General features: G+C 68.9%; 25 protein-coding genes and 1 other RNA gene. 16 read left to right on the forward strand and 10 right to left on the reverse strand.

Annotated elements, in window-relative coordinates:
• Nucleotides 1-24 precede the first annotated feature (24 nt).
• Nucleotides 25-1,539, forward strand: a complete 1,515-nt coding sequence (ilvA, locus tag P8934_RS00095; RefSeq protein ID WP_278032370.1) for a threonine ammonia-lyase, biosynthetic — start codon at nt 25-27, stop codon at nt 1,537-1,539.
• Between the two features lie 403 nt (nt 1,540-1,942).
• On the opposite strand, the gene P8934_RS00100 is transcribed toward ilvA, so the two are convergent.
• The 3 genes from P8934_RS00100 to P8934_RS00110 form a co-directional block, all read right to left on the reverse strand.
• A complete protein-coding gene (locus tag P8934_RS00100; protein WP_278032371.1) occupies nt 1,943-2,575 on the reverse strand; it encodes a 5-formyltetrahydrofolate cyclo-ligase in 633 nt (210 codons plus the stop codon).
• A 9-nt stretch (nt 2,576-2,584) separates the two neighbouring features.
• Nucleotides 2,585-2,769: non-coding RNA, 6S RNA (gene ssrS, locus P8934_RS00105), on the reverse strand.
• A gap of 51 nt (nt 2,770-2,820) precedes the next feature.
• A complete protein-coding gene (locus P8934_RS00110) occupies nt 2,821-3,120 on the reverse strand; it encodes a cell division protein ZapA (RefSeq protein ID WP_133636653.1) in 300 nt (99 codons plus the stop codon).
• A gap of 161 nt (nt 3,121-3,281) precedes the next feature.
• Here P8934_RS00110 and P8934_RS00115 point away from each other — a divergent pair, with 161 nt between their 5' ends.
• The 4 genes from P8934_RS00115 to P8934_RS00130 all read left to right on the forward strand — a co-directional run bounded on the left by P8934_RS00115 (nt 3,282) and on the right by P8934_RS00130 (nt 7,913).
• Entirely contained in the window at nt 3,282-3,860 is a 579-nt protein-coding gene (locus P8934_RS00115; RefSeq protein ID WP_133636654.1) for a YecA family protein, read from the forward strand.
• Nucleotides 3,861-3,897: 37 nt separating this feature from the next.
• Nucleotides 3,898-5,235, forward strand: a complete 1,338-nt coding sequence (gene pepP, locus P8934_RS00120; RefSeq protein ID WP_278032372.1) for a Xaa-Pro aminopeptidase — start codon at nt 3,898-3,900, stop codon at nt 5,233-5,235.
• Nucleotides 5,236-5,299: 64 nt separating this feature from the next.
• The gene (gene ubiH / locus P8934_RS00125) at nt 5,300-6,511 is read left to right on the forward strand and encodes a 2-octaprenyl-6-methoxyphenyl hydroxylase (protein WP_278032373.1); all 1,212 of its coding nucleotides are present in this window, start codon (nt 5,300-5,302) and stop codon (nt 6,509-6,511) included.
• 130 nt (nt 6,512-6,641) lie between these two features.
• Complete coding sequence (locus tag P8934_RS00130; protein ID WP_278032374.1) at nt 6,642-7,913, forward strand: UbiH/UbiF/VisC/COQ6 family ubiquinone biosynthesis hydroxylase; 1,272 nt, start codon at nt 6,642-6,644, stop codon at nt 7,911-7,913.
• Here the strand turns inward: P8934_RS00130 and P8934_RS00135 are convergent.
• The 3 genes from P8934_RS00135 to gpmI form a co-directional block, all read right to left on the reverse strand.
• Complete coding sequence (locus P8934_RS00135; protein WP_133636661.1) at nt 7,891-9,195, reverse strand: S41 family peptidase; 1,305 nt, start codon at nt 9,193-9,195, stop codon at nt 7,891-7,893. The genes P8934_RS00130 and P8934_RS00135 overlap by 23 nt on opposite strands.
• Nucleotides 9,196-9,267: 72 nt before the next feature.
• Nucleotides 9,268-10,425 (reverse strand): peptidoglycan DD-metalloendopeptidase family protein, encoded by a 1,158-nt coding sequence (locus P8934_RS00140; protein ID WP_278032375.1) that lies wholly within the window; start codon nt 10,423-10,425, stop codon nt 9,268-9,270.
• A 21-nt stretch (nt 10,426-10,446) separates the two neighbouring features.
• Nucleotides 10,447-12,021, reverse strand: a complete 1,575-nt coding sequence (gene gpmI, locus P8934_RS00145) for a 2,3-bisphosphoglycerate-independent phosphoglycerate mutase (protein ID WP_278032376.1) — start codon at nt 12,019-12,021, stop codon at nt 10,447-10,449.
• A gap of 218 nt (nt 12,022-12,239) precedes the next feature.
• Here gpmI and P8934_RS00150 point away from each other — a divergent pair, with 218 nt between their 5' ends.
• The 8 genes from P8934_RS00150 (at nt 12,240) to ruvX (ending at nt 17,838) form a co-directional block, all read left to right on the forward strand.
• The gene (locus P8934_RS00150; RefSeq protein ID WP_106231122.1) at nt 12,240-12,662 is read left to right on the forward strand and encodes a rhodanese-like domain-containing protein; all 423 of its coding nucleotides are present in this window, start codon (nt 12,240-12,242) and stop codon (nt 12,660-12,662) included.
• Nucleotides 12,663-12,720: 58 nt separating this feature from the next.
• Nucleotides 12,721-13,245 (forward strand): protein-export chaperone SecB, encoded by a 525-nt coding sequence (gene secB / locus P8934_RS00155; protein ID WP_278032377.1) that lies wholly within the window; start codon nt 12,721-12,723, stop codon nt 13,243-13,245.
• A gap of 13 nt (nt 13,246-13,258) precedes the next feature.
• Nucleotides 13,259-14,005 (forward strand): 16S rRNA (uracil(1498)-N(3))-methyltransferase, encoded by a 747-nt coding sequence (locus P8934_RS00160; protein ID WP_278032378.1) that lies wholly within the window; start codon nt 13,259-13,261, stop codon nt 14,003-14,005.
• Between the two features lie 50 nt (nt 14,006-14,055).
• Nucleotides 14,056-14,769 carry a S1-like domain-containing RNA-binding protein gene (locus tag P8934_RS00165; RefSeq protein WP_278032379.1) on the forward strand — a complete coding sequence of 238 codons (714 nt, stop codon included), beginning with the start codon at nt 14,056-14,058 and terminating at the stop codon, nt 14,767-14,769.
• Nucleotides 14,770-14,858: 89 nt separating this feature from the next.
• Complete coding sequence (gshB, locus tag P8934_RS00170) at nt 14,859-15,824, forward strand: glutathione synthase (protein WP_278032380.1); 966 nt, start codon at nt 14,859-14,861, stop codon at nt 15,822-15,824.
• A gap of 19 nt (nt 15,825-15,843) precedes the next feature.
• A complete protein-coding gene (locus P8934_RS00175) occupies nt 15,844-16,770 on the forward strand; it encodes a TonB family protein (RefSeq protein WP_278032381.1) in 927 nt (308 codons plus the stop codon).
• Between the two features lie 17 nt (nt 16,771-16,787).
• On the forward strand, nt 16,788-17,360 hold the full coding sequence (locus tag P8934_RS00180) for a YqgE/AlgH family protein (RefSeq protein WP_106231117.1): 573 nt from the start codon (nt 16,788-16,790) through the stop codon (nt 17,358-17,360).
• A gap of 34 nt (nt 17,361-17,394) precedes the next feature.
• On the forward strand, nt 17,395-17,838 hold the full coding sequence (gene ruvX, locus P8934_RS00185) for a Holliday junction resolvase RuvX (protein WP_278032382.1): 444 nt from the start codon (nt 17,395-17,397) through the stop codon (nt 17,836-17,838).
• Here the strand turns inward: ruvX and P8934_RS00190 are convergent, their stop codons facing one another.
• The 3 genes from P8934_RS00190 to P8934_RS00200 all read right to left on the reverse strand — a co-directional run bounded on the left by P8934_RS00190 (nt 17,839) and on the right by P8934_RS00200 (nt 20,367).
• Nucleotides 17,839-18,486 carry a hypothetical protein gene (locus P8934_RS00190; RefSeq protein ID WP_278032383.1) on the reverse strand — a complete coding sequence of 216 codons (648 nt, stop codon included), beginning with the start codon at nt 18,484-18,486 and terminating at the stop codon, nt 17,839-17,841.
• Nucleotides 18,487-18,579: 93 nt separating this feature from the next.
• Nucleotides 18,580-19,608 carry an aspartate carbamoyltransferase gene (pyrB, locus tag P8934_RS00195; RefSeq protein ID WP_278032384.1) on the reverse strand — a complete coding sequence of 343 codons (1,029 nt, stop codon included), beginning with the start codon at nt 19,606-19,608 and terminating at the stop codon, nt 18,580-18,582.
• Nucleotides 19,609-19,689: 81 nt separating this feature from the next.
• Nucleotides 19,690-20,367: a helix-turn-helix domain-containing protein gene (locus P8934_RS00200; protein ID WP_278032385.1), complete on the reverse strand. Its 678-nt coding sequence runs from the start codon at nt 20,365-20,367 to the stop codon at nt 19,690-19,692.
• A gap of 184 nt (nt 20,368-20,551) precedes the next feature.
• Here P8934_RS00200 and P8934_RS00205 point away from each other — a divergent pair, with 184 nt between their 5' ends.
• The 3 genes from P8934_RS00205 to P8934_RS00215 all read left to right on the forward strand — a co-directional run bounded on the left by P8934_RS00205 (nt 20,552) and on the right by P8934_RS00215 (nt 24,627).
• Nucleotides 20,552-22,897, forward strand: coding sequence for a cytochrome P450/oxidoreductase (locus P8934_RS00205; protein ID WP_278032386.1), 2,346 nt, complete (start codon nt 20,552-20,554; stop codon nt 22,895-22,897).
• Nucleotides 22,898-22,964: 67 nt separating this feature from the next.
• A complete protein-coding gene (locus P8934_RS00210; protein WP_278032387.1) occupies nt 22,965-24,020 on the forward strand; it encodes a TRAP transporter substrate-binding protein in 1,056 nt (351 codons plus the stop codon).
• Nucleotides 24,021-24,195: 175 nt separating this feature from the next.
• Nucleotides 24,196-24,627, forward strand: a complete 432-nt coding sequence (locus P8934_RS00215) for a hypothetical protein (RefSeq protein WP_278032388.1) — start codon at nt 24,196-24,198, stop codon at nt 24,625-24,627.
• Nucleotides 24,628-24,689: 62 nt separating this feature from the next.
• Here P8934_RS00215 and P8934_RS00220 read toward each other — a convergent pair whose 3' ends face one another.
• Complete coding sequence (locus P8934_RS00220; protein ID WP_278032389.1) at nt 24,690-25,472, reverse strand: LuxR C-terminal-related transcriptional regulator; 783 nt, start codon at nt 25,470-25,472, stop codon at nt 24,690-24,692.
• Nucleotides 25,473-25,481 lie beyond the last annotated feature (9 nt).

Raw genomic sequence — 25,481 nt, forward strand, 5'->3', positions numbered from 1 at the left:
TCGCGTCACTTCTGGGATATCAGGATGCTCGAAGCTACCGTCAAGAAGATTCTCCAGGCCCGGGTCTACGAGGCCGCCCGGGAAACCCCCATCTCCCCGGCCCCCTTCCTCTCCCGCCGTTTCAACAACCAGATCCTGATCAAGCGCGAGGACCTGCAGCCGGTCTATTCCTTCAAGATCCGTGGCGCCTACAACAAGATGGCCCAGCTCAGCGAGGCGCAGAAGGCCCAGGGCGTGATTGCCGCCTCGGCGGGCAACCATGCCCAGGGACTGGCGATGGCGGCCAAGCTGATGGGCGTCAAGGCGGTGATCGTGATGCCTCGCATCACGCCGGAGATCAAGGTCCAGGCGGTGCGGGCGCGGGGCGCCAAGGTGGTGCTCAAGGGCGATGCCTTCGCCGAGGCGGCGGCCCATGCCCAGGAGCTGATTACCGAGCATGGCTACACCTACATCCCGCCCTTCGACGACATCGATGTCATCGCCGGCCAGGGCACCATTGCCGTGGAGATCCTGCGCCAGCATGGCGGGCCGATCGACGCCATCTTCGTGCCGGTGGGGGGCGGTGGGCTGATCGCCGGCATGGCCGCCTACATCAAGTACCTGCGGCCCGAGATCAAGGTGATCGGGGTGGAGTCCGAGGACAGCGCCTGCCTCAAGGCCGCGCTGGCCGCCGGGGAGCGCGTGGTGCTGGACCAGGTCGGGGTCTTCGCCGAGGGCGTGGCCGTGGCCCAGGTCGGCGAGGTGCCCTTCTCGATCCTGCGCGACCTGATCGACGACGTCATCACCGTCAACACCGACGAGATGTGTGCCGCGGTCAAGGACATCTTCGAGGATACCCGGGCGGTCTCCGAGACCTCCGGGGCGCTCTCGCTGGCGGGCCTCAAGAAGTACATCCAGCAGACCGGTGCCGAGCACCAGACGCTGGTCTGCATCAACTCCGGGGCCAACACCAACTTCGATCGCCTGCAGCACATCGCCGAGCGCACCGAACTCGGCGAGCAGCGCGAGGCGATCCTCGCCGTGACCATCCCCGAGAGGCCCGGCAGCTTCAAGAAGTTCTGCCGCACCATCGGCAAGCGGATGGTCACCGAGTTCAACTATCGCTACGCGGACCCCGAGAGGGCGCACATCTTCGTCGGCGTCCAGGTGAAGCCCGGTGGCGAGGACCGCCAGGCGGTGATCGACAAGCTCCGTGGTGCCGGCTATCCCGTGGAAGACCTCACCGACAACGAGCTGGCCAAGCTGCACATCCGCCACCTGGGGGGTGGCCGGCCGAAGGAGCGCTTCGATGAGGAGGTCTACCGCTTCGAGTTCCCGGAGCGCCCCGGGGCACTGATGAACTTCCTCACCCACCTGCCCCACGACTGGAACATCTCGCTGTTCCACTACCGCAACCACGGGGCCGCCTATGGCCGGGTGCTGGTGGGCATGCAGGTGCCCAATGGCGACCGTACCCACGTCGAGGAGTACTTCGACGACATCGGCTATCGCTACTGGAAGGAGAGCGACAATCCGGCCTACCGGCTCTTCATGGCCTGACGACGTGCAATCCTCGAGGCGCCGAGTGAGCGCTGACTCACCGCAGAGCCTCGGGGTGCCGAGTGTTTAAAAATGTAACACCCTAAGTATGCCGGTTGTCATACGCAGGCATCAGGCCCTATAGTTTCGTCGTCACCGCGCCCTTGCGGTGACCCGACAACAACATCCACAATGACCCTCGCGGTCCTGCCTCCCACGGAGTCGACAATGAAGCGCAAGCCCGATCTGGTCATGGCACTGGTGCTGGTGTTCGGCATCGGGGTCGTGGCGACCGGCTATGCCCAGGCGCTGGCGGGCGGCTGACTCCCCCGCAAGCCGGGTGAAGATCGCCACGACCGGAACCGCCTGATGACGAAGGCCGATGCAGATGCATCGGCCTTCGTCGTTCGTGCCGCAGGGTCCCTCAGGGGCGTATCACCCGGGCATCGCTGATGATGGCATCCAGCGGCACGTCCCAGGGGGCGGCGGGGAGTCGCTCGACTCGCTGGCAGTCATGGGCCAGGCCGATCAGGCGAGGGCGCGGGCCCGGGCGGCGGGTGAAGGCCAGAGTCCGGTCGTAGAAGCCGCCGCCCATGCCCATGCGCTGCCCCTCGTCATCGAAGCCCACCAGCGGCAGCAGGATCACATCGAGGGCCCAGGCCGGCGTTCGCCGGGCGCGGTGCGCCCCGTGGCGGGTCTCGGGCTCCGGGATGCCGAAGCGGTTGGCCACCATGGGCGTTCCCGAGTGGTAGTGCACGAACCACAGCTGGTTGCGGGAGAGCGGCTTGAGGACCGGCAAGTGCACACGGGCGCCACGGCGCTCGAGCCAGGGAATCAACGGGGTGGGATCGATCTCGCCGTCATTGGGCAGGTAGAGGGCCAGGCGGCGGGCGCGCTGGATCTCGGGCAGCTGTCGAAGGCGTCGGCAGAGGCGTTCGGCGGCATCACGGCGGGCCTCGGCGCTCAGTTGGCGACGGCGAAGGCGCAATTCGCGTCTCACCCGGCGACGAGCGTCGTCGGTCGGGGGGGTGGCGGCGGTATCCTGCATGTGGGTCATGTCGGATAAGGGTTCCCCAGAGTGCCGCTGTCGTTCTGGCCCTTGAACCCAGTGGTTCAAGGTGGGTGGCCGCAGCCGAACCGTCAGGCTTTCCGACGCACGGACATGCACACGGGTCCGGCTAGCATTTGGCCCCCTGGGTACTGCGCATAGGCTCGAGGGACGATAACGACTGGCAAACACCCCAGGGAACACCTTCATCCTACCAGAGGCACGGGCGGGGCCAAAGGGATGATTGCGCCGTCTCAACGCTCGGGCATGGCATCCAGCGCCTTCTCGAGGCGGGCATTGAGCTCGTTGAGGCTCTGCTCGCCGGCCCGCTGGTCGTCCAGGGCCTCGAGCAGCTCGTGGGCGATGTTGAGGGCCGCCATGATGGCGATCTTCTCGCGGTCGATCACCCGCCCTCGGGAGTGGATGCCCTGCATGGCGCGGTCGAGGTAGCGGGCAGCCCGCTCGAGCTTGTCCTGCTCCTCCGGTGGGCAGGCGATGGCATAGCTGCGCTCCAGGAGGGTGATCTCGGTGGTGGGCCGCTTGGGCTCGGTCATGGCAGGCTCCGGAAAGGGCCAGGGAAGGGATCGCACGCCGGGTGCGCGTCACAAGGAGCCGATGCGTTAACATCGAGGCCACAGGATGAATGCCAGTCACTATAAGAGAGCCGTTTGCGGGCGGTCAACGCGCCCGGCGGCTCCCACCAGCGGATCTTGCCATGTCATTGATCAACGAACGCCAGGACTTCTCGACCATTGCCGACACCTTCCTGCTCCACGGGAGCATGCAGTCGCCGGCCTTCCTCGACGGACGCCTCTGTGCCGAGCTCGCGCTGCATGACCTGACGCCCGAGGCCTGGCTGGAAGAGGTCTGCCTGAGCCTCGGGGTCGACCAGCCCCGTGACGAGCCCAGTGCCGAGCGGTTGCTGGGCTGGCGCCGCCAGACCCTCGAGGCCCTCTCCGCCGCCGAGCTCAACTTCGAGCCCCTGCTCCCGGACGAGCTCTTCTCCCTGGCCGAGCGTGCCCTGGGCCTGCAGGAGTGGACTCTCGGCTTCCTCGAGGTGGTGGCCGATGCCGGCGAGGCGCCGCGCGGTGCCTGGTCGCCGGCCCTGCGCGAGGCCCTGGAAGACCTCGAGGGCCTGACGAGCATCGAGACCGATATCGAGGACAGTCCGGAGAACGAGAACGACCTCTTCGCCCTCACCGAGCATGCACGCATGGCCGCGATGCTGCTTTACACCGAGCAGCATCCTGGCAAGCCCCAGGTCGAGCAGGTCGACGAGCCCACCCGCCACTGAGGCCGGCCACACAATCCCCACCCACCCAGGAGCCGTGATGCACCCCGAGATCCTGCCCCGCCCCGCCCCCATCACCAATGACGAGTACAGCGCCCGTCGTCGGGCCTTGATGGATCGGCTGCCCGTCGGCAGCGCCGTGCTGCTGCCCGGTGCGGCACTGGTCACCCGCTCGCGGGACAGCGAGTTCCCCTTCCGACAGGACAGCGACTTCCACTACCTGACCGGCTTTCCCGAACCCGAGGCCCTGCTGCTGCTGCTGCCGGGCCGCGAGGCCGGCGAGAGCGTGCTGTTCTGCCAGGACCGCGATCCGACGCTGGAAGCCTGGACGGGCATCCGCCTGGGCGCCGATGGCGCCGTGCGCGAGCATGGCATCGACCAGGCCTTCGAGAATGCCGAGCGCGAGGAGCGCCTGGCCGAACTGCTCGACGGTCGTCATGCCCTCTACCTGCCGCTGGGCGATGCCGAGGCCCTGGCGCTCGCCGAGGAGGTGCGCGGTGAGCTGGCCGGCCGTGCACGCCGAGGGGCGGTGGCGCCATCGGCCTTTGCCGACGTCAGCGACCTGATCCACGAGCAGCGCCTTCGCAAGAGCGAGGCGGAGCTGGCCCTGATGCGCCATGCCGGGGCGATCTCCGCCCGGGCCCATGTGCGGGCCATGCGCGCGTCTCGCCCGGGGCTCATGGAGCGACAGCTGCAAGCCGAGCTCGAGCACGAGTTCCGCTGGCAGGGCGGTAGCGGCCCCGCCTACGCCAGCATCGTCGGTGGCGGCATCAATGCCTGTGTGCTGCACTACATCGAGAACCATGCCCCCCTGGAGGATGGCGCGCTGGTGCTGATCGATGCCGGCGCCGAGTTCGATCTCTATGCCGGCGACATCACCCGCACCTTCCCGGTCAACGGCCGCTTCTCCGAGGCCCAGCGGGCCCTCTACGAGGTGGTGCTGGCTGCCCAGGAGCGCGCCGTTGCCGCGGTCCGCCCCGGCGTCACCCTGGCGACGATCCACGAGGGCGTGGTGCACGACCTCACCGCCGGTCTCATCGATCTCGGGCTGCTGGAGGGCGACGTCCAGGCGCGCATCGACGATGGCAGCTACAAGCGCTTCTACCTGCACTCGACCTCCCACTGGCTGGGACTCGACGTGCATGACGTGGGGGCCTATCGCCACGAGGGCCAGCCCCGCGCCCTGCTGCCCGGTATGGTGCTCACCGTGGAGCCCGGCCTCTACGTGCCCGCCGACGACGACCTGCCGCAGGCTTTCCGCGGCATCGGTATCCGCATCGAGGATGACGTGGCGGTGACGCCCGACGGCCACGAGGTGCTGACCGCGGATGTGCCCAAGCGGGTGGCGGAAATCGAGGCCCTGATGGACAGGAAGTGACCAGTCGAGGAGTCGTTGGCAATGCCTTTATGTAATGTACGTTATGAAATGATAGGCGGCGATCATGACGCCGAAGCATGACGAGAAGGTGGATATCGCCATCATCGGTGGCGGCCTGGTGGGCGCCAGCCTGGGCTGTGCCCTGGCCGCGCTCGTCGAAGGGGCGGGGCTCAGGGTGGCGGTGATCGAGGCCGCACCGCTGCTGCCGCAGCGGGCCGAGCCCTGGCAACCCAGCTTCGATGCCCGGGCGAGTGCCATCGCCGGCGGTTCCGCGCGACACTTCGCGAGCCTGGGCGTCTGGGAGCGCATGGCCGAGATGGCGGCCCCGATCCGCACCATCCACGTCAGCGAGCGGGGCCGGCTGGGCGTGACCCGGCTGCGCGCCGCGGAACTGGGCGTCGAGGCGCTGGGCCACGTGATCCCCAATGCCTGGATGGGGCGGGTGCTGCATGGCCGGCTGAGCGAGCTGCCGCTGGCCTGGCACTGTCCGGCCAGGGTCGAGGCGATCCACCCCGTCGCCGAGGGGCATCGGCTGCAGCTATCGGATGGCAGCGAGCTGGAGGCCGGGCTGACGGTGCTCGCCGACGGCGGTCGCTCGGGGCTCAAGGAGCGGCTGGGGATCGAGAGCCATGAGCGGCCCTACGACCAGGTGGCGCTGATCGCCAGCGTCGAGGTCAGCCGTCCCCACGAGGGCGTCGCCTACGAGCGCTTCACCCCGGCGGGGCCCATCGCCCTGCTGCCCCTCCAGGGTCAGGCCATGGAGCTGGTCTGGACCCATGAGCGCGGCCAGGAGGAGCGTCGCCTGGCCCTGTCCGATGGGGACTTCCTGGCAGAGCTGCAGCAGGCCTTCGGTGATCGGGCCGGGCATTTCCGGCGGGTGGGTCGACGCCATGCCTATCCGCTCTCGTTGATCACCGCCCGCGAGACCGCTCGCCCCGGGCTGGCGGTGCTGGGCAATGCCGCCCATGCCCTGCACCCGGTGGCCGGCCAGGGGTTCAACCTGGCACTGCGCGGGGTCATGGACCTGGTGGCTGCCATCGAGACCGGCATCGAGCGGGACCAGCGCCCGGGGAGTTCGGCGGTCCTGCAGGATTTCGAGGCGCGCCGGGACGCCGACCGTGGCAACGTCATCCGCTTCAGCGACGGCCTGATCCGCCTGTTCGGGCTTGATCTTCCCCTGCTTTCCCATGCCCGAGCAGCCGGCCTTGTGGGCCTGAACCTGACGGGACCACTGCGCCGCGGCCTGGCCCGCCGGGCCATGGGATTGGAAAGATAGCGGCTGATGGGAAAGCGGCTGGGGCAACGGTCGCCGGAACGACAGGGACAGGAACCCCGGAGGGAGGATGGGGCATCGACACGCTGGACAGAGAGCATGGCCATCGGGGCCATCACGGGGAGCAGAGGTCATGAGTGCAGAACAGGAAGGCGCGCCGGCGTCGTTCGAGGTGATCGTCGTCGGCGGCGGCATGGTGGGCACGGCGCTGGCCTGCCTGCTGGGGCGGGCCGGTCTGGAGGTGGCATTGCTGGATGCCCGCGAGGCACCGCTCGACCCCGACGTCGCGGGAAAGGGGCCGCCCTCCATGCGGGTCAGTGCCCTGACCCCGGTATCGCGGCAGTTGCTGGAGGGGCTGGGGGCCTGGGCGTGGATGGCCTCGCGCCGGGTGAGCCCCTACCGCTTCATGCAGGTCTGGGATGGCGAGGGCAGCGGCGAGGTGAACTTCTCCGCGGAGCAGGCCGGGGTGCCGGTGCTGGGGCATATCGTCGAGAACGACGTCACCCTGGCGGCGCTGGAGGCATGTCTGGCGGAGCTTCCGAGCGTGCAGGCGCGCTTCGGTGCCCGGGTGGCCGCGCTCGAGTCCGGCGACGACGGGCGGACGGTTCGGCTGGAGGATGGCAGCCGGCTGACGGCCCCCCTGGTGGTGGCCGCCGACGGCGCCCGCTCACCGCTGCGCAAGATGGCCGGCATCGACGTCCGCTCCCGCGACACCGGCCAGGTGGCCGTGGTCACCACGGTGCGTACCCGCCTCGCCCATGGCGGCGTCGCGCGCCAGGTCTTCCTCCCCACGGGGCCGCTGGCCTTCCTGCCGCTGCATGTCGAGGGTGGCGACCGCCACTGTTCCATCGTCTGGTCCACCTCCCCGGAGGAGGCCGAGCGCCTGGTGGCCCTGCCCGGCGAGGCACTGGGCCTGGAGCTGGCGGCGGCCATCGAGCACCGGCTGGGCGAGGTGACGGTGACGGACCGGGCGCTGGCGGTGCCGCTCACCCAGCGCCACGCCGAGCGCTACGTGCTGCCGGGCTTCGCCCTGGTGGGGGATGCGGCACACAGCATCCATCCCCTGGCGGGCCAGGGAGTGAACCTGGGGCTGATGGATGCGGCGGTGCTCGCCGAGGAGCTGGTCACGGGCCGGCGGCGGGGGCTCTCCCCGGGGGATGCGGCGCTGCTGGGCCGCTACGCCCGGCGGCGGCGCGGCGACAATGCCGCCATGCTGGCGCTGATGGACGGCTTCCGGCTGCTCTTCGGGGCGCGCCACCCGGCGCTCACCCTGGCGCGCAACCTGGGGCTCTCGGGCGTCGACCGGCTGGGGCCGCTCAAGCGCCTGCTGATGCAGCAGGCGACGGGGCATCGCGGTCGCCTGCCTCGCGCCTGCCGGCCGCTCAGCCGCCGCGCCGCTGGCTGAGCACGTTGAGGGCCTTGAGCAGGTTGAGGGCCTCGCCGAGCTGGTAGTCCTCACGCAGGCGCTCGCTCATCTCGCTGCGGGTGCGCTCTTCCTCACGGGAGCCCAGGTGGCCCTCCAGGTCCGATTCGCGCACGTCCAGGCCACTGCCCTCGGCCACTTCCAGGCGGCCGCGGATCACCTCCACGTCGGGCTCGATGCCCTGGGCCTGGATCGAGCGCCCGTCGGGGGTGAAGTAGAGCGCGGTGGTCAGCTTGAGCCCCTCGCCGTTGCCCAGCGGCATGATCTGCTGCACCGAGCCCTTGCCGAAGCTCTCGGTTCCCATCACTACGCCGCGGCGCTGGTCCTGCAGGGCGCCGGCGACGATCTCTGCCGCCGAAGCGCTGCCGCCGTTGATCAGCACCACCAGCGGCACGTCGGCGGCCGCGGTCTCGCGACCGGCCGAGAAGCGCATCTCGCTGTCCGGCAGGCGCCCCTCGGTATAGACGATCAGTCCCTCGTCGAGGAAGGCATCCGCCACGTCCACCGCGGCCTGCAGCACCCCGCCGGGGTTGTTGCGCAGGTCGAGTACCAGGCCCTTGAGCGGCCCGTCGCGTTCCAGGCGGCGGATGGCGCTGCCGACCTGCTCACCGGTGCGGGTCTGGAACTGGCTGACCCGCAGGTAGCCGTAGCCCGCCTCCAGCAGCTCGCTCTTGACGCTCTCGGTGCGGATGATCTCGCGGGTCAGGGTGACCTCCCGGGGGGCGTTCTCGCCTTGGCGCAGGATGGTCAGGCGGATCTCGGTACCCGGGTCGCCGCGCATCAGGTTGACCGCCTCCTGCAGCGAGAGCCGATCGGTGGGCGTATCGTCGATGCGCAGGATCTTGTCCCGGGACTGCAGGCCGGCCCGGGAGGCCGGGGTATCGTCGATGGGCGTGATCACCGTCAGCTGGCCATCCTCCATGCCCACCTCGATGCCCACGCCGCCGAACTCACCCTGGGTGGATTCGCGCAGGCTCTCGAACTCCTCGCTGTCCAGGTAGGCGGAGTGGGGATCGAGCTCGCTGAGCATGCCGCGCATGGCGTTGCGCAGCAGGTCGGCATCCTCGACCTCCTCCACATAGGCGCGCTTGATGCGTTCGAACACCTCGGCGAAGGCCTGGATCTCGGCCACGGGCAGCTCATCCTCCGGGCCCTGGCCCTGGGCAGCGACGGGCAGGGGGGCGAGCGCCAGCAGGGCGGCCGGCAGCAGTGCCGACACCAGGCGGCGCGTCACGGTGGGCAGAGCGGCGGGACGTAGGGGCATGCAGATTCTCGCGGTTCCGGAGGTGGCAGCCCAGCATAGCCCGTGGCCGGGCGTCTATGGAATAGCCGGGCCTCAGGGCTGGCGGGCGATCCAGCGCCGCGGGTCGATGGGGTCGCCGCCACGGCGTACCTCGAAGTAGAGCCCCGGACGCTGCTGGCCACCGCTGTCGCCCACCGCGCCCAGGGTGTCGCCGCGGGAGACGGCAGCCCCGACCCCGGCGGTGAAGTGCTGCAGGTGGGCATGCAGGGTCATGACCCGGTCGCCGTGATCGACGATCAGCAGGTTGCCGAAACCGCGCATCCAGTCGGCGAACACCACCCGACCAGCGTGCACGGCCTTGACTGGGGTGCCCGCGGCGGCCCGGATCAGCAGGCCGTTGCGATGCACGCCGGCCCCCTCGTGGAAGGTGGAGGCGATGCTGCCCTGCACCGGCCACGGCAGCTCGCCGCGGGTCTGCTCGATGGCGGTAGAGGGGGGCGGCCGCTCCAGGCGGGCCAGCTTCTCCTGCACCTCGCGCAGGGTGCGCTCGGCATGGGCCCGGTCCTGGGCGAGCGTCGCCAGGCGGGCCTGTTCGCTGGCGAAGCGCTCGTCGAGCCGGGCCACCAGGGTGGCACGTTCCGACATCTGCTCGGCCAGGGTAGTGCTGCGCGCGGCGAGCTCCTCGGCCACGGCCTCGAGGCGTTCGACGCGCTGCGACAGCGCCCGGCGAGTGTCCGCCAGCTCGGCATCGAGCCTCGCCAGCGCGTCGAGGCGCGCGTTGCGCGCCCGGGCCAGGCGGTTGAGGTAGGTCTGCAGGCGGTCGAGCCGCGCCGGGTCGTCCTGGTTGAGCAGCAGCTTGAGCTGGGGGGTGCGGCCGAGGCGGTAGAGGGCATCGAGCTGGGCCGAGAGGGCCTCGACCTGCTCGGTGCGCTCGGCGGCCAGCTGGTCGCGGCGCGACTCGAGGCTGGCGATCTCGTCGCCGAGCGCGCGTCGCTCGGCCTGCAGGGCGTCGAGGCGGCGGTGAGTCTCGGCGAGTGACGTCTCCACCTCGCGCAGGGCCTCGCTGGCCTCGTCCCGGGCCTCCCGGGTGGTGGAGAGCTGCGCGGAGACCGCCTTGAGTTCCTCGCCGAGGGCATCGAGGCGCGCCTGCGCCTCCCGCTCGGAGGGCTGGGCGGCAAGCGGCGATGCCAGGCCCAGCAGCAGGACCAGCCCCGGTAGCCATGCGCCGAGCGCCGCCACGCCTCTCGCCATTCCCTGGCCTCCCCGACCGTCTCAGTCGCGCTCGATCAGCACCCGGCCGGTCATCTCCTCGGGGATCGGCTGGTCCATCATCGTCAGCAGGGTCGGGGCGATGTCGCACAGGCTGCCGTCGTCCAGCAGTCGCGCCGGGTGCTCGCCGACATAGATCAGCGGCACCTCGAAGGTGGTGTGGGCGGTCTGGGGCGCCCCGGTCTCGGGGTGGACCATCTGCTCGGCGTTGCCGTGGTCGGCGGTGACCAGGCAGGCACCACCGACGCGCTGGATCGCCTCCACCACCCGGCCGACGCAGGCGTCCACCGCCTCGATGGCCTTCACCGCCGCCTCGAAGTCGCCGGTGTGGCCCACCATGTCGCCGTTGGCGTAGTTGCAGACGATCAGGTCGAACGTGCCGCCATCGATCGCCTCCACCAGCCGGTCGGTGACCTCCTCGGCGCTCATCTCGGGCTTCTCGTCGTAGGTCTTCACCTCCTGGGGGGAGGGTACCAGCACCCGGGTCTCGCCCCGGTACTCCGCCTCGCGGCCGCCGGAGAAGAAGAAGGTGACGTGGGCATACTTCTCGGTCTCGGCGATGCGCAGCTGGGTGAGGCCGCGTTTCTCCATCACCTCGCCCAGGGTGTTGACGAGCTCCGCCGGCGGGAAGGCCGCCGGCGCCGGGATATCGGCGGCATACTGGGTCAGCATCACCAGGCCGTCGGCGGCGAGCCTGGGCCGCACGCGGCGCTCGAAGCCGCTGAAGCCCTCCTCGACGAAGGCGCGGGTCAGCTCCCGGGCGCGGTCGGCGCGGAAGTTCATGAAGATGGCGGCATCGCCGTCGACCATGGCCACCGGCGCGCCGCTCGGGCGGATGCTGGTGGCGGTGACGAACTCGTCGGTCTCGTCGCGCTCGTAGGCCCGGCGCAGCCCCTCCTCGGCCCCGATCGCCTCGAACTCGCCCTCGCCCTCGGTGATCAGGCGGTAGGCCTTCTCGACGCGGTCCCAGCGGTTGTCGCGGTCCATGGCGTAGTAGCGGCCGATGATCGAGGCCACGAAGCCGTTCTCGGGGCCGACCAGTTCGGCGAGGCGGGCGTTGGTGCGCTCCAGCGAGGCCATGGCACTCTTCGGCGGCATGTCGCGGCCGTCGAGGAAGGCGTGGACGTAGATCCGCCGCGCGCCGCGGCGGGCGGCCAGCTCGGCCATTGCCAGGAAGTGCTCCTCATGGCTGTGCACGCCGCCCGGCGAGAGCAGGCCCAGCAGGTGCACCGCCTTGCCCTCTGCCACGGCGGCATCGATCGGCGCGGTCAGGGCCGCGATGGTGTCCAGGTCGCCATCCTCGACGGCCTTGGTGATGCGCGTGAAGTCCTGGTAGACGATGCGCCCGGCGCCCAGGTTCATGTGGCCGACCTCGGAGTTGCCCATCTGGCCATCCGGCAGGCCCACGTGGCGGCCGTCGGTATGGATCAGGGTGTGCGGCTGCTCCTGCCACAGGCGATCCATCACCGGGGTGCGGGCGGCGAGCACGGCGTTGTCCCTGGCGTCCTCGTTGTAGCCATAGCCGTCGAGGATGATCAGCGCCACCGGACGCGGGGTGGGGGTGCGGGATTCGGTCATGGGGAGGGCCTCTTTGTCCTTGTCAGCCCCGGCAGGCACGCGGGCGGTCACCGGGGTCGCGACTTGCATCTGCTTGCGGCATCATATCGCAGGGCACCGCCGGACGTCATTTGAGCGGCCCACGGACCGCGGCTCGCCGTGGCTTTGTGTATACTGGGCGCCGCCGCGACTGGCCGGCCTCATTCACCGTGCACCCGAGACAAGAGTTAGCCGAACCCATGATCGATCAGCTGTTCGAATTCGTGCAGAATCACCCGCTGCTGGTGGGGGCCTTCCTGCTGGTGTTGACCGCCTGGATCGCCTACGAGGTCCGCAACAGCAGCAGTGGAGGCGTGACCTCCGGCGAGGCGACCCAGCTGGTCAATCGCGAGGACGCCGTGGTGCTGGACCTCCGAGAGGCCGGCGAGTTCAAGGCGGGCCACATCGCCGGGGCGCGCAATATCCCCCAGAGCAAGCTCGACGAGCGCATGCGCGAGCTCGACAAGTTCAAGGGCAAGCCGATCATCGTGGCCTGCAAGCATGGCCAGAGCGCCGGCGTCGCCCAGGCCAAGCTGACCAAGGCCGGCTTCGAGCGGGTGCTCAAGCTCAAGGGCGGCATGGCCCAGTGGCAGGCCGATGGCCTGCCGGTCGTCAAGAAGTAGTGCCACCAGGCCGCGACGCATCATCGACACGCATTCACCGAATCAAAGGACCTTTCCCATGGCGGAAGAGAACAACCAGAACGCCGGCGCCAACGGCCAGGCGGCCGGCCAGCAGGACAAGCCCCAGCTGCAGTTCGCCCTGCAGCGCATCTACGTCAAGGACATCTCCTTCGAGGCCCCCAACTCGCCGACGGTCTTCCAGCAGCCGTTCAAGCCCAAGGTCGGCCTGGACCTGAACACCACCAGCCGCCAGGTCGGGGAAGGCCTCTACGAGGTGGTCGTCAAGGTCACCGCTCAGGTCACCCACAGCGAGGAAGGTACCACCTCCTTCCTGGCCGAGATCGAGCAGGCTGGCCTGTTCCGCATCAGCGGCATCGAGGGGCAGCAGCTCGACCACACCCTGGGCGCCTTCTGCCCCAACATGCTCTTCCCCTATGCCCGCGAGTGCATCGACAACCTGGTCAACCGGGGCGGCTTCCCGCCGCTGATGCTGGCGCCGGTCAACTTCGAGGCGATCTACGCCCAGAAGAAGAAGCGCGAGGCCGAACAGGCCCAGCCGTCGGGCGAGCAGGCGACCCAGTAAGGGTGAGCGGCCCGTGTCAGTGAACGTCCTGCACGTGAGGGCCCCGCGCATCCACGTCGCCGCCGACCTTGTCGTCGGCGGCGACGTCGTTCTGCCCGAGGGGCCGGCCCGCCACGTGGCCCGGGTGCTGCGCCTGGCCGAGGGCGCATCGTTGCGGCTCTTCGACGGCGCCGGCCGGGAGGCCTGGGCGGTGATCACCGAGGCCTCCCGCAAGCGGCTGGTGGCGCGCATCGAGGCCGTGGCTCCCGGCACCGGCGAGTCGCCGCTCGCGGTGCACCTGGGGCAGGCGATCTCCAAGGGCGACCGCATGGACTACGCCATCCAGAAGGCGGTCGAGCTCGGCGTGGCGGCGATCACCCCGCTCTATACCGAGCATGGTGACGTGCGCCTCAAGGGCGAGCGCGAGGCGAAGAAGCTCGCCCACTGGCAGGCCGTGGCCGCCAGCGCCTGCGAGCAGTGCGGTCGCGCCACCCTGCCATCCGTGCACCCCCCTGCCGGCCTGGCCGACTGGCTGGCGGGCCGCCACGAGGCGCTGCGCCTGGTGCTGCATCCCGGTACCGCAGGAGCCCTGGAACAGCGGGAGGCGCCCGCCACCGCCGCCCTGCTGATCGGCCCGGAAGGCGGGCTGTCCGAGGCCGAGGTCGAGACGGCCCTGGCCGGCGGCTTCGTCCCCCTGTCCCTCGGCCCGCGCATCCTGCGCACCGAGACCGCGCCGGTGGTGGCGCTGTCGCTGCTGCAATCCCGCTTCGGGGACCTGTGAACGCCGATGCATCCCCGGCGCCTTGTGCCTCCCCTCACCGGAGCTCCCCCATGCCCGACTCCCGAGACCGCCGCCCATCCCCCTCGTCTCGCCCCGCCGGCACGCGCAACTATCGTGCCCCCAGGGCGGCCGTCGGCGACGTGGCCTACCTCGAGGTGGTGACCGTCAACGACACCGGCGCCTTCCTCGACTGGGGCCACCCCCGTGACCTGCTGCTGCCCTACGGCGAGCAGCGCTTCCGTCCCAGCGTGGGCAAGCGGGTGCTGGTGATGATCTACGAGGACCAGCAGGGCCGGCCGGTGGCCTCCCAGAAGCTCGAGCGCTTCATCGCCGACGAGGCCGCGGGCCTGCAAGCAGGCGACGCGGTGTCGCTGGTGATCGCTGACCAGACCGACCTGGGGCTCAAGGCGGTGGTGAACCAGCGCTTCTGGGGCCTGCTCTACCGGGACGACCTGAGTCGGCCGCTGCGCCGCGGCCAGCGCCTCACCGGCTACGTGAAGCGCCTGCGTGACGATGGCCGGCTGGACCTCTCGCTGCTGCCGCCGGGCGAAGCGCGGCTCGACGTGGTCGGCGAGCGGGTGCTCAAGGCCCTGCGCGAGAGCGGCGGCTACCTGCCCCTGGGTGACAGGAGCGACCCGGCGGAGATCAAGGCGCGGCTGGGGGTGAGCAAGAACGCCTTCAAGCAGGCCATCGGCCGGCTCTTCAAGCGCCAGTTGATCACCCTGGAGCCCGGTGGGATCCGCCTGGTGCCGGGCGGGGAGTAGCGGGTTGATGCGGGCCTGGCAACTTGGTGCCCCCGCCGGCCCTGCGGCATACTGACCGCATTCACTCCTCAGACCGGAAACCCGACGCCATGAGCGAACGCGCGCTGAAGATCGGCGTGGTGATGGATCCCATCGCCGATCTCACCTACAAGAAGGACACCAGCCTGGCCATGCTGTGGGCCGCCAGGGACCGTGGCTGGTCGCTGCACTACCTGGAGCAGGAGGACCTCTTCCTGCGCGAGGGGCGCGCCTTCGGCCGGATGCGCGCGCTGGAGGTGCACCGCGACCCCGGTCACTGGTTCGACCTGGGGGAGCCCGAGGTGGTGCCCCTGGCCGAGCTCGACGTGATCCTGATGCGCAAGGACCCGCCGGTCGACGGCTACTTCCTCAACGCCGTCTACCTGCTGGGCTTCGCCGAGCGCGAGGGCGTGCTGGTGGTCAATCCCACCCAGGCGCTGCTGGAGTGCAACGAGAAGCTCTTCGCCCAGCAGTTCCCGGAGTGCTGCACTCCGACCCTGGTCTCCTGCAACGAGGGCGTGCTGCGCGACTTCCACGCCGAGCACGGCGACGTGATCTTCAAGCCGCTGGACGGCATGGGCGGCACCGGGATCTTCCATGTGCGCCCCGAGGGCCGCAACCTGGGCGCCATCATCGAGATGCTCAGCGAGCGCGGCAGGCGCCAGATCATGGCCCAGCGCTACATCCCCGAGATCAGCGAGGGCGATACCCGCATCCTGCTGGTGGACGGCGAGCCGATCCCCTTCGGCCTGGCCCGCGTGCCCATGGCCGGGGAGACCCGCGGCAACCTGGCCGCCGGCGGCACCGGGGTCAGTCGCGAGCTCACCGCCCGCGACCACTGGCTCATCGAGCAGGTCCAGCCGACGATCCGCGAGAAGGGACTGATGTTCGTCGGCCTCGACGTGATCGGCGACTACATCACCGAGATCAACGTCACGAGCCCCACCTGCGTGCGCGAGATCGACGACCAGCGCGGCACCGATATCGCCGGCCAGCTGATGGACGCCATCCAGCGTCGTCTCGGCGAGCGGCGCTGACCCGGGAGGCCGACGGCCCATGACGAGCAGCCCCCTCAGCGACCCCATCCAGTATGCCCCGGTCACCCGGCCGTACCGGCACTGGCTGGCCTGGTCGCTGGCGCTGCTGCTTCACCTGGTGGTCATCGGCGTGGTGGCCAGCCGCCAGTTCGCGCCGGCGCCCGTCGAACGCTCCAGCATCGACGTGGTGCTGGTGAGCCGGCCGTCCCCGGAGGCCGTGGAGGCCGCGGCCATCGCCGAGGCCGACCAGCGCGCCGCCGGCACGCCCCAGGAGCAGGCCCCGGCGGAGGCCCGGGCCGCGCCCATGGACGAGCTGCCGGAGCTGCAGGCGGCCGAGCCCGAGGTGGACCCGGCTACCCCGGCCGAGCCGGAGAGTGCCGCCCGCCCGGAGCCCGACCGCGACAGCGAGGCACCCGAGCCCCCGGCGGCCGAGCGCCCCCGCGAGGCCCAGGCGACCCCCGAGCCTCGCGACAGTGCCCCCCAGTCGGCCGAGACCTCGGCGCCGCCCACCGCCTCGGCCCCCTCCGCCTCGGGACGCGACCTGCTCGCCCAGGCCACCACCAGCATCCGCGAGCAGGGGCTCTCGTCGGAGTTCGCCGGCGAGCAGCCCGGGGAGGGGCGCCAGGCCGCCCAGCAGGCCGCCGAGGCGCGCTACATCGACGACTGGACCCGCCGCGTCGAGGATTACGGCAACCGGGTGCACCCGGCGCCGCGTCACCTCGAGGGGCAGCTGCGCATCCGGGTGGTGATCGGCCGCGACGGTCAGGTTCGCCGGGCAGAGGTGATACAATCCTCGGGACATGCCGAACTCGACCAGGCGGCCCTGGACACGGTGCACGGTGCCGCGCCCTATCGCCCCTTCGACCGGGGCATGGGCAACCTGGACAGCCTGTCCATCACCCGGGTCTGGCGGTTCGGCCAAGGCAATCATCACGGCGTGCAATAGGTCCGCCGGGGAGTCTCATGCAATCCGTGCAACACTTCGGCTTGAAAAACCACTTCCTGCTGGCGATGCCGCACCTGGAAGACCCCAATTTCGCCGGCAGCCTCAGCTACCTCTGCGACCATGACGAGAACGGCACCATGGGCGTGATCGTCAACCGGCCCCTGGAGCTGACCCTGGACGCCCTCTTCGAGCAGCTCGAGCTGGGCGGCGACGAGAGCCCCCATCGCGATGCGCCGGTCTACTATGGCGGCCCGACCCACAAGGATCGCGGCTTCATCCTGCATCGCGGGGCCAGCGACGCCTGGGATTCCAGCATCCAGGTCGCCGATGACATCGCCCTGACCACCTCCATGGACATCCTCCAGGCACTGGCGGACGGCAAGGGGCCCGAGCAGTTCCTGGTCTGCCTGGGCTGTGCCGGCTGGGAGTCGGGCCAGCTGGAGGCAGAGCTCAAGGAGAACGCCTGGCTCACGGTGGAGGGGCGCGCCGACATCCTCTTCACGGTGCCGCCCGAGCAGCGCCTGGGCGCCGCCGCGGGCATCCTGGGCATCGACCTGAACCTGATGACCCGCGAGGCGGGCCACTCCTGATGAGGGGCCTGCGCGTGATGACGGAGCCGGCGTGATGGCCGATGCCGGCTCGCGACTGATCCTGGCCTTCGACTTCGGCACCCGGCGCATCGGCGTGGCGGTGGGCAATGAGCTGCTCGCCAGCGCCCGGGAGCTCGCGCCCTTGCCGGCCCGGGACGGCATCCCCGACTGGGCGCAGGTGGCGCGGCTGGTGGACGAGTGGCGCCCGGACCTCTTCGTGGTGGGGCTGCCGCTCAACATGGACGGCAGCGAGTCGGTCATGAGCACTCGAGCGCGCAAGTTCGGCAAGCGCCTCTACGGCCGCTACGGCATCCCCTGCGAGATGGTCGACGAGCGCGGCTCCACCCGCGAGGCCAAGTCGATCGCCCGGGAAGCCGGCCACCGCGGCAACTTCCGTGAACAGGGCGTCGACGGCATCGCCGCGGTGCTGATCCTGGAGAGCTGGTTCGCCCGGGGCGAGGGCCTGCCGCCGCGCTGATCAGGCCGGGCTGGCGCCGCCGTCGCGGTATTTCCGGGCGAAGTCGCCCACCGAGATGCAGGTGAACTTCTCGATGAAGAACGCCAGGGTCGCCGGGCAGCGGAAGCGCTCCTCGAAGGCCTCCACCTCTCCTTCCCGCTCCCGCTCGACGCTCGCCAGGTAGGCGTCACCGGCCTTGCGTACCCTGACGGTCGCCTGGCTGTCCTCGGCCTGTTTCTCGACCAGCAGCTCTTGCTGCTCCTCGAGCAGCTCCCCCAGCACCTTGCCCCCCTCGCGCTCCTCGGGCGAGGCCCAGAGGGGCTGGTCACGGTCGCCGTAGCGGTAGAGGAAGATCATCGGCAGCACCGAGAAGATGGCCGTCGTGAGGGTCCAGGTCATCGCCGCGCCGGAGAGGTGCGCCGTGAACACCGCGACCAGCTGCACGACGATGCCCAGCGCCAGCAGCCCCGCCAGGGGGCGCCACATCCGCGGGTTCATGAAGCCCCGGTCCAGGAAATAGCCCCACAGCCCGATCACCACGACCGCCCCCACGCCCAGCTGGAGCATGGCGGTAAGCGACCCGCCGCCCATCAGCAGGGCGATGGCGCCGATCAGGATCAGCAGGGTATAGAAGCCACACAGCAGCAGATACGCACGCTTCAGGTTCATCGGTGTTGCGCCTCCAGGCCTGGTCGCCATGTGCGGCGACGCGGTTTGTCGTTCCCCACCAGCATAGGCGATCGGTCGCGACCTGCAGGCCACTCAGAAGGTAGCGTCGTCAACGCCCAGGCGGTCGGGGACGAACCAGGGCACGTCGCGCAGGTCCTTGTCGATGAGTTCCTCGACCCCGAGCAGGGTGGCGAAGATCGCCATGCGCACCGGGATGCCGTTGTCGGTCTGGCGGAAGATCGCCAGGCGCGGGTCGCCGTTGAGGTCCACGTCCAGGTCGTTGGCCTCGGGACGGCTGTCGCGGGGCAGCGGGTGCATGACGATGGTGGCGGGGCCGCAGCGGCTGTCCAGGAAGGCGCGATCCACGGTGAAGTCCCGGGAGAGGTTGAAGCCCTCGCTCATTTCGGCGGTGAAGCGCTCCTTCTGGATGCGGGTGGTGTAGACCACGTCGACGTCGGAGAAGTCGCCGGCCAGGCTCTCGCGGACCTCCACGCTGAGCCCCTGGCGGCTGACCCGCTCGATCAGGTGGCTCGGCATCTCGAGGCCGGGCGGCGCCACCAGGGTGACGCGCATCGGGGCGTAGCGGGACAGCAGCTTGATCAGGGAGTGCACGGTGCGGCCGTACTTCAGGTCGCCGGTCATCAGCACGTGGGCGTCCCTGAGCGCCTTGCCCTGGAGGGTGAACTCCTTGTCGATGGTATAGAAGTCCAGCAGCGCCTGGCTGGGATGCTCGCCGGGGCCGTCGCCGGCGTTGATCACCGGCACCTTCGTCGCGGCGGCGAACTCCGCCACCGAGCCCTGGTCGGGGTGGCGCATGACGATGGCGTCGCAGTAGCCGCTCATCACCCGGCTGGTGTCGTAGAGCGACTCGCCCTTGGCCATGGAGGAGAAGGTGAAGCCGGTGGTGTCGCAGACGCTGCCGCCGAGCCGCGAGAAGGCGGCATGGAAGCTGACCCGGGTGCGGGTGCTGGCCTCGAAGAAGAGGTTGCCGAGCACGGCCCCTTCCAGCACCCGGGTGATCTTACGGCGGCTTGCGATGGGCTCCATCCGTGCGGCGACGCGCATCAGGTGGTCGATATCGTCGCGGGACAGGGAGTCGATGGAGAGCAGGTGGGAACTCATCACAGGCCTCGGCTGATGGCTAGGGGACGGGCGCTAGTGTAACCCTCCGGGGGGATGGCTTCACGGGCGACCCGCTTCAGGCTATTGGCCGACCAGCTCGGCGAGCTGGCCGGCATGGGCCATCACCTCGCGGATGGCCGTGTCGGTATCCAGGTCCTCCATGGCAACCACGCCGACGCAGGCCTCCACGCCAGGGCGAGCCTGGGGCGAGGCGATGGCACTGGCCACGCCGACGGCACCGCGCTGCAGCTGGCCATGGGTCAGGCTGAAGCCCTCGGCTCGCGCCTGGCGTACGGCCTCGTCATCGTCCGGCTGCGGGGGGCGAGCGGCCAGGATGGCGATGCCAGCCGCGCCGCGGGTCAACGGATGGCGGCTGCCCACCCGGTAGCCGACCCGCAGCAGTCCCTCCTCGGGCTCGGCTTCCATGATCACCACGCACTCGTCGCCCTGGGTGACCGAGATGAAGGCCGTGGCCCGTGTGGCCCTGGCCAGCTTGCGCAGCAGGGGCTGCGCCACGGCACGCAGTTGCGGCTCAAAGCGCGAGGCCAGCAGCGACATACCCGCGCCCAGGCGCACCGGGCCCTCAGTGGTCCGCGTGATCAGACCATGCACCTCGAGGGTCGTGACGATGCGGTAGGCGATGGCGCGATGCACATCCAGCTGCTCAGCCAGTTCGGCCACGCTGATGCCCTCGGCATGCTCGGCGATGATTTCAAGTGCGCACAGGCCGCGATCCAGGGTTTGCAGGGTAGTGGCCATCGAACGACCTTCCTCGAGTCGGTGCTAGTGGCTGGGTAGGGCGGTGCAGGATTGACGTCCACGTCGAAACTGCCTATGTTCAGCCATGATTTCATTAAACGATACCATGTGTGCGATAAAAGTAACAACAAAGATGATCTCCCATGACCGCCATGATTCCGGACGATAGCCTGCGGGAGGCTTCATGAATCCAACCACTCACCGGACCGCTGCTGGCACGGGCGGCTGCCCCTTACCTGCCTCCAACGAGGGGCCGATCGCGCCCACCGGCTGCCCCGTATCACCCCGGGCCGCAGCCTTCGATCCCTTCGATCGACCCTATCAGCTCGACCCCGCCGAGGCGCTGCGCTGGTCGCGAGAGCAGGAACCGGTGTTCTATAGCCCCAAGCTGGGTTATTGGGTGGTGAGTCGCTACGACGACATCAAGGCGATCTTCCGCGACAACCTCACCTTCTCGCCGTCGATCGCGTTGGAGAAGATCACGCCGGCGAACGACGAGGCTCAGGCGGTCCTCGAACGTTACGATTACGGCATGAACCGCACCCTCGTGAACGAGGACGAGCCCGCCCACATGGCGCGGCGGCGCGAGTTGCTCGAGGCGTTCTCTCCCGAGGGGCTGGAGGCTCATGCGCCGATGGTGCGCCGGCTGGTGCGGGAGAAGCTCGATGCGATCATCCACCGTGGCCGTGCCGACCTGGTGGCCGAGATGTTCTGGGAGGTGCCGCTGACCGTGGCGCTGCACTTCCTCGGCGTGCCCGAAGAAGACATGGAGCAACTGCGCCGCTTCTCGGTAGCCCACACCCTCAATACCTGGGGACGCCCGTCGCCCGAGCAACAGGTCGAGGTAGCCGAGGGGGTCGGCAAGTTCTGGCAGTACTCCGGCCAGGTGCTCAAGAAGATGCAGGACCAGCCCCGTGGTCACGGCTGGATGTACGACATGATCGAGAAAAATCGGCAGAAGCCGGATGTCGTGACCGACAACTATCTGCACTCGATGATGATGGCGATCATCGTCGCTGCCCACGAGACCACGGCGCTGGCCACCGCCAACGCTTTCCGACAGCTGCTCTCTCGTCCCGCCGTATGGGCCGAGCTGTGTGACAACCCTGAGCTGATCCCTGCGGCGGCCGAGGAGTGCCTGCGCCACTCCGGCTCGGTAGTGGCATGGCGACGCATCGCCACGCGCAACGCTTCGGTGGGTGGCGTAACCATTCCCGAGGGCGGCAGGATCCTGATGGTGACGGCATCGGGCAACCATGACCCAGGCCATTTCGAGAATCCCGACGAACTCGATATCTATCGCGACAATGCCGTCGATCACCTCACCTTCGGCTACGGAAGCCACCAGTGCATGGGCAAGAACCTGGGGCGCATGGAGATGCGCATCTTCCTCGAGGAATTCACTAGGCGCCTGCCGCAGCTGGAACTTGAGGAGCAGGAATTTACCTTCCTGCCCAATACCTCCTTCCGCGGCCCCGAGGCGCTGTGGGTGCGCTGGGACCCGGCGTGCAATCCCGAGCATCACGATCCGGCGGTGCGCAGCACACAGCGCGACTTCCCGGTGGGTGCGCCGGAGGCCCGCACTATTGTGCGCCGCGTCAAGGTGGCCAGCGCCCAGTCCGAGGCCGAAGGCGTGCTCGGCGTGACCCTGGTTGACCCCGTCGGACATGAGCTGCCGGCCTGGTCGCCGGGTTCGCATCTCGATGTGGTGCTGCCCGATGGAGAATCACGCAAGTACTCGCTGTGTGGCCCGGCGGATGCCGGCGACTGGCGTATCGCGGTACTGCTCGAAGAGGCGGGCCGGGGCGGCTCGCGCTGGATGCATGACGCGGTCCGCGAAGGCATCGAGCTACGCGTGCGCGGGCCCAAGAACCATTTCCGTCTGGATGAATCGGCAGGCCGCTATGTGCTGATCGCAGGTGGGATCGGCATCACGCCGATCATGGCCATGGCCGAGCGCCTCAAGCAATTGGGCAAGCGCTATGAGGTGCACTATGCCGGCCGATCACGCAGTAGCATGGCGTTTATCGAGCGGCTCGAACGCGATCACGGCGAGGTGTTGCGGTGTTACCCCAAGGACGAGGGAAAACGCCTCGATCTCGCTGCCCTGCTCGCCGAGCCTCTGGAGGATGCGTTGATCTACGCCTGCGGCCCGGAGCGTCTGTTGACGGCCCTCGACTTCGACAGTGCCCACTGGCCGGAAGGCAGCCTGCATGTGGAACATTTCACGGCTGAGGGCGCCCTGCTGGACCCGGAGAACGAGCACGCCTTCGAGGTCGAGCTTGCCGATTCCGAGCTCGTTGTCGAGGTGGCAGCAGATCGCACTCTGCTGCAGACGCTGCGCGCTGCCGGCGTCGATGTGCCCAGCGACTGCGAGGAAGGCCTGTGCGGTTCCTGCCAGGTCACGGTACTAGAAGGCGAGATTGACCATCGTGACAAGGTCCTCACCGCCGCTGAGCAAGCCGGCCAGGACCGGCTGATGAGCTGCTGTTCGCGAGCACGCGGCAAGAAGCTGACCCTCGCGCTTTGATCACCGACAAAAACAATCATTACAACTCACGTACGCCAACCGTGACTCACGAGGAACGACAATGAAAATGTATAAGCTCGCGACATTGACGACAATCACTGCCCTCTCCCTCGGTGCCTTCCAGAGCGCTGCCGCCACCGAGCTGCAAGTCAGCACCTGGGCAGGCCCCAACCACGGCGTCAACACCATCGTCTGGCCGACCTGGGCCAGCTGGGTGGAGGAGGCCACCGAGGGGCGGGTCACTGTTAACGTGGTCCACGACATGGGCCCGCCTGATGCCCAGATGGAACTGATAGCAGACGGCGTGGCTGACGTCACCTGGCTCTTCCACGGCCTGATGCCGGGGCGGTTCGAGCTGACCAAGCTGCCCGAGCTGCCCACCTTCGAGGACTTCTCCTCCGAAGCCGCCTCGGTGGCCTACTGGCGCACCCACAATGAATATCTGGCCCAGGCCGGCGAGCATCGCGGCGTCGAGGTGATCGGCGTGGGTGTGCATGGCCCCGGGTCGCTGTTCCTCGATGAATCGATCGACAGCCTCGATGACCTCGACGGCAAGCGCGTACGCATCGGCGGCGGGATCATGGCCGACATCTCCTACGCGCTGGAGCTGACCGGGGTCGCCCTGCCGCCGGCCAGCACCTACGAGGCCGCGACGCAGGGCGTGATCGACGGCGCCATGCTCACCTTGGAGGGCCTCAAGAGCTTTCGCCTCGCTGAGGTTCTGCCCTACACGGTGCAGATGCCCGGCGGTTTCTATCGCGGCAGTTTCTCGCTGGTCATCAACCCGGATACTTGGGCGTCTCTCTCCGACGAGGATCGTGCGGCGATCGAGGAGGTCTCGGGTGAGCGGCTCTCCCGGCTGTTCGGCTACATGATGGATGTCGTGGACGTGCGCGGCATCGAATTCGCCGAGCAACAGGGCAACACCTTCATCGAACTGCCGGACGAGGAGGTCGAGCGCTTCCAGCAGATGGCCTCGGAGCTGCCGGGTGCCTGGTTCGAAACGGCCGGCGCCAAGGGGGTGGACGGCGAAGCCGCCCGCGGCTATTTCCTCGAACAGCTCGATGCTGTCGGCGAGGAAGAAGGCCTCTCCGCCGATGAAGTGATCGACCCGGGCGTCTGATACCTGGCAGTCATTGGCTCGATCCGCGAGCACGGCTATGGCCGTGTTCGCGTTCATCAGGGCCGAAACCGCAGCTTTGTTTCATTTGAAACCATTTTGATCTCCGTCAAGGCATCCCGACTCCCCCGGGTCGATACTGATACCGACATCAAGATCACCTGACGGGAGAACCCCCATGGCCACTGCACAGACCACTCGCACTGCTTCCTGGTGGGAACGCCTGACCGAACGCTGCTATGCCACCTCCACGGCCCAGCTGGTACGTGACGTCCAGCACGAAGCGGGCGCTACCTATCATGCCCTTCTGAATGACCTGGAGAGCCCCCTTGAGCCTGGCTTCGAACGCGAGATGGTGCGACAGCTGGCGGCGGGGCAACCGAGTGACTTCGTCCCGGCCAGGACCCTGATGCCGGTGATGATGCAGCGCTTCGGCCTGCAGGAGGCCGAGGTGGCTGCGGAGCCGGGCTACAACGCGATGCGCAAGACCTGCAATGGCTGCCCGGCCGTTGGCCAATGCTGGAAGGCCATGCGCGCCGGTGCCGAGGTCGAGGCGTGTCGCGGCTTCTGTCCCAACGCCAGGGCGTTCGACAGCCTCGCCGCTGGCTGAGGTCATCCGGCGAAACGTGTCATCGGGCCCTGGCCATGCGCCGGGGCTTCTTGTTTCTGGAATCAGCCTTTCTGGCAAAGCGCCACCAGCCGTGCCTTGGAGCGCACGCCGAGCTTGGCATAGGCGCGTTTGCGGAAGGTTTCGGCGGTGGAGAGGGCAATATCAAGCTCGGCGGCGGCGGTCTTGAGGGTATGGCCGTGAAGCAGGAGGAGACAGAGCTCTCGCTCGCGCCGGGAGAGTGCCTGGAGAGCTTTCGCGTCCTCGTGTCGGGCGGGCAGGGTGGGCGGGCGTGCCTTGCGGTAGTGGCGCCGGATCAGGCTGGCGATCAGCGGCATAAGGGCCTGTAACCTTTCCAGATCCTGGCGGCTGAAAGGGCCGCGAGCCAGGTCCCGGTAGAGGTTCAGGTAGTAGATGGCACCGGGGGCCGGTATCACGACGGAGGCCTTGTCGGCCAGGTCCGGGAAGGCGAACAGGTGGCTGCGGTAGGCCGGTGACATGTCCTCGGGCATGGTGATCAGCTCGGGATCCGCTCGCCCATCGTCTGCCTGAAGCAGCTGGCGCAGCCGTGGATAGTTGGGGTCCTGACGAAACAGCCCGCCGGCATACAGGCGAGCGAGCCGCCCGGCCACCTTGGGATAGCGGCTGTTATCCACCAGCAGGTACGACATGACGTCGCCGCTGGTATAGGTGAAGAGGATGCACTGCTCGACCCCCAGGCTGTGGCGGAGTAGAGCGGTCAGATGGTCAGCGAATGCCTCGTCGCCAAGCTCGGCCACGCAGTCGGCCAGGATGGCCATGAGCGGCGGCCAGTCGGGTTCCCGGTTTTCGGGTACGCCAGTGGACACGTCGGCTTC

The organism is Halomonas sp. CKK8 (genome assembly GCF_029625235.1).
GTDB classification, from domain to species: Bacteria; Pseudomonadota; Gammaproteobacteria; order Pseudomonadales; family Halomonadaceae; genus Halomonas; species Halomonas ventosae.

Bases quoted from the DNA above. Each gene is read 5' to 3' on its own strand.
- P8934_RS00165 (WP_278032379.1), top strand. From the start codon at position 14,056: ATGCCCGACTCCCGAGACCGCCGCCCATCCCCCTCGTCTCGCCCCGCC.
- gshB (WP_278032380.1), top strand. From the start codon at position 14,859: ATGAGCGAACGCGCGCTGAAGATCGGCGTGGTGATGGATCCCATCGCC.
- P8934_RS00205 (WP_278032386.1), top strand. From the start codon at position 20,552: ATGAATCCAACCACTCACCGGACCGCTGCTGGCACGGGCGGCTGCCCC.
- P8934_RS00130 (WP_278032374.1), top strand. From the start codon at position 6,642: ATGAGTGCAGAACAGGAAGGCGCGCCGGCGTCGTTCGAGGTGATCGTC.
- P8934_RS00140 (WP_278032375.1), bottom strand. From the start codon at position 10,425: ATGGCGAGAGGCGTGGCGGCGCTCGGCGCATGGCTACCGGGGCTGGTC.
- P8934_RS00180 (WP_106231117.1), top strand. From the start codon at position 16,788: ATGCAATCCGTGCAACACTTCGGCTTGAAAAACCACTTCCTGCTGGCG.
- P8934_RS00135 (WP_133636661.1), bottom strand. From the start codon at position 9,195: ATGCCCCTACGTCCCGCCGCTCTGCCCACCGTGACGCGCCGCCTGGTG.
- P8934_RS00115 (WP_133636654.1), top strand. From the start codon at position 3,282: ATGTCATTGATCAACGAACGCCAGGACTTCTCGACCATTGCCGACACC.
- P8934_RS00175 (WP_278032381.1), top strand. From the start codon at position 15,844: ATGACGAGCAGCCCCCTCAGCGACCCCATCCAGTATGCCCCGGTCACC.
- ubiH (WP_278032373.1), top strand. From the start codon at position 5,300: ATGACGCCGAAGCATGACGAGAAGGTGGATATCGCCATCATCGGTGGC.
- P8934_RS00200 (WP_278032385.1), bottom strand. From the start codon at position 20,367: ATGGCCACTACCCTGCAAACCCTGGATCGCGGCCTGTGCGCACTTGAA.
- P8934_RS00100 (WP_278032371.1), bottom strand. From the start codon at position 2,575: ATGACCCACATGCAGGATACCGCCGCCACCCCCCCGACCGACGACGCT.
- pyrB (WP_278032384.1), bottom strand. From the start codon at position 19,608: ATGAGTTCCCACCTGCTCTCCATCGACTCCCTGTCCCGCGACGATATC.
- P8934_RS00210 (WP_278032387.1), top strand. From the start codon at position 22,965: ATGTATAAGCTCGCGACATTGACGACAATCACTGCCCTCTCCCTCGGT.
- ilvA (WP_278032370.1), top strand. From the start codon at position 25: ATGCTCGAAGCTACCGTCAAGAAGATTCTCCAGGCCCGGGTCTACGAG.
- secB (WP_278032377.1), top strand. From the start codon at position 12,721: ATGGCGGAAGAGAACAACCAGAACGCCGGCGCCAACGGCCAGGCGGCC.
- P8934_RS00110 (WP_133636653.1), bottom strand. From the start codon at position 3,120: ATGACCGAGCCCAAGCGGCCCACCACCGAGATCACCCTCCTGGAGCGC.
- gpmI (WP_278032376.1), bottom strand. From the start codon at position 12,021: ATGACCGAATCCCGCACCCCCACCCCGCGTCCGGTGGCGCTGATCATC.
- ruvX (WP_278032382.1), top strand. From the start codon at position 17,395: ATGGCCGATGCCGGCTCGCGACTGATCCTGGCCTTCGACTTCGGCACC.
- P8934_RS00190 (WP_278032383.1), bottom strand. From the start codon at position 18,486: ATGAACCTGAAGCGTGCGTATCTGCTGCTGTGTGGCTTCTATACCCTG.
- P8934_RS00150 (WP_106231122.1), top strand. From the start codon at position 12,240: ATGATCGATCAGCTGTTCGAATTCGTGCAGAATCACCCGCTGCTGGTG.
- pepP (WP_278032372.1), top strand. From the start codon at position 3,898: ATGCACCCCGAGATCCTGCCCCGCCCCGCCCCCATCACCAATGACGAG.
- P8934_RS00215 (WP_278032388.1), top strand. From the start codon at position 24,196: ATGGCCACTGCACAGACCACTCGCACTGCTTCCTGGTGGGAACGCCTG.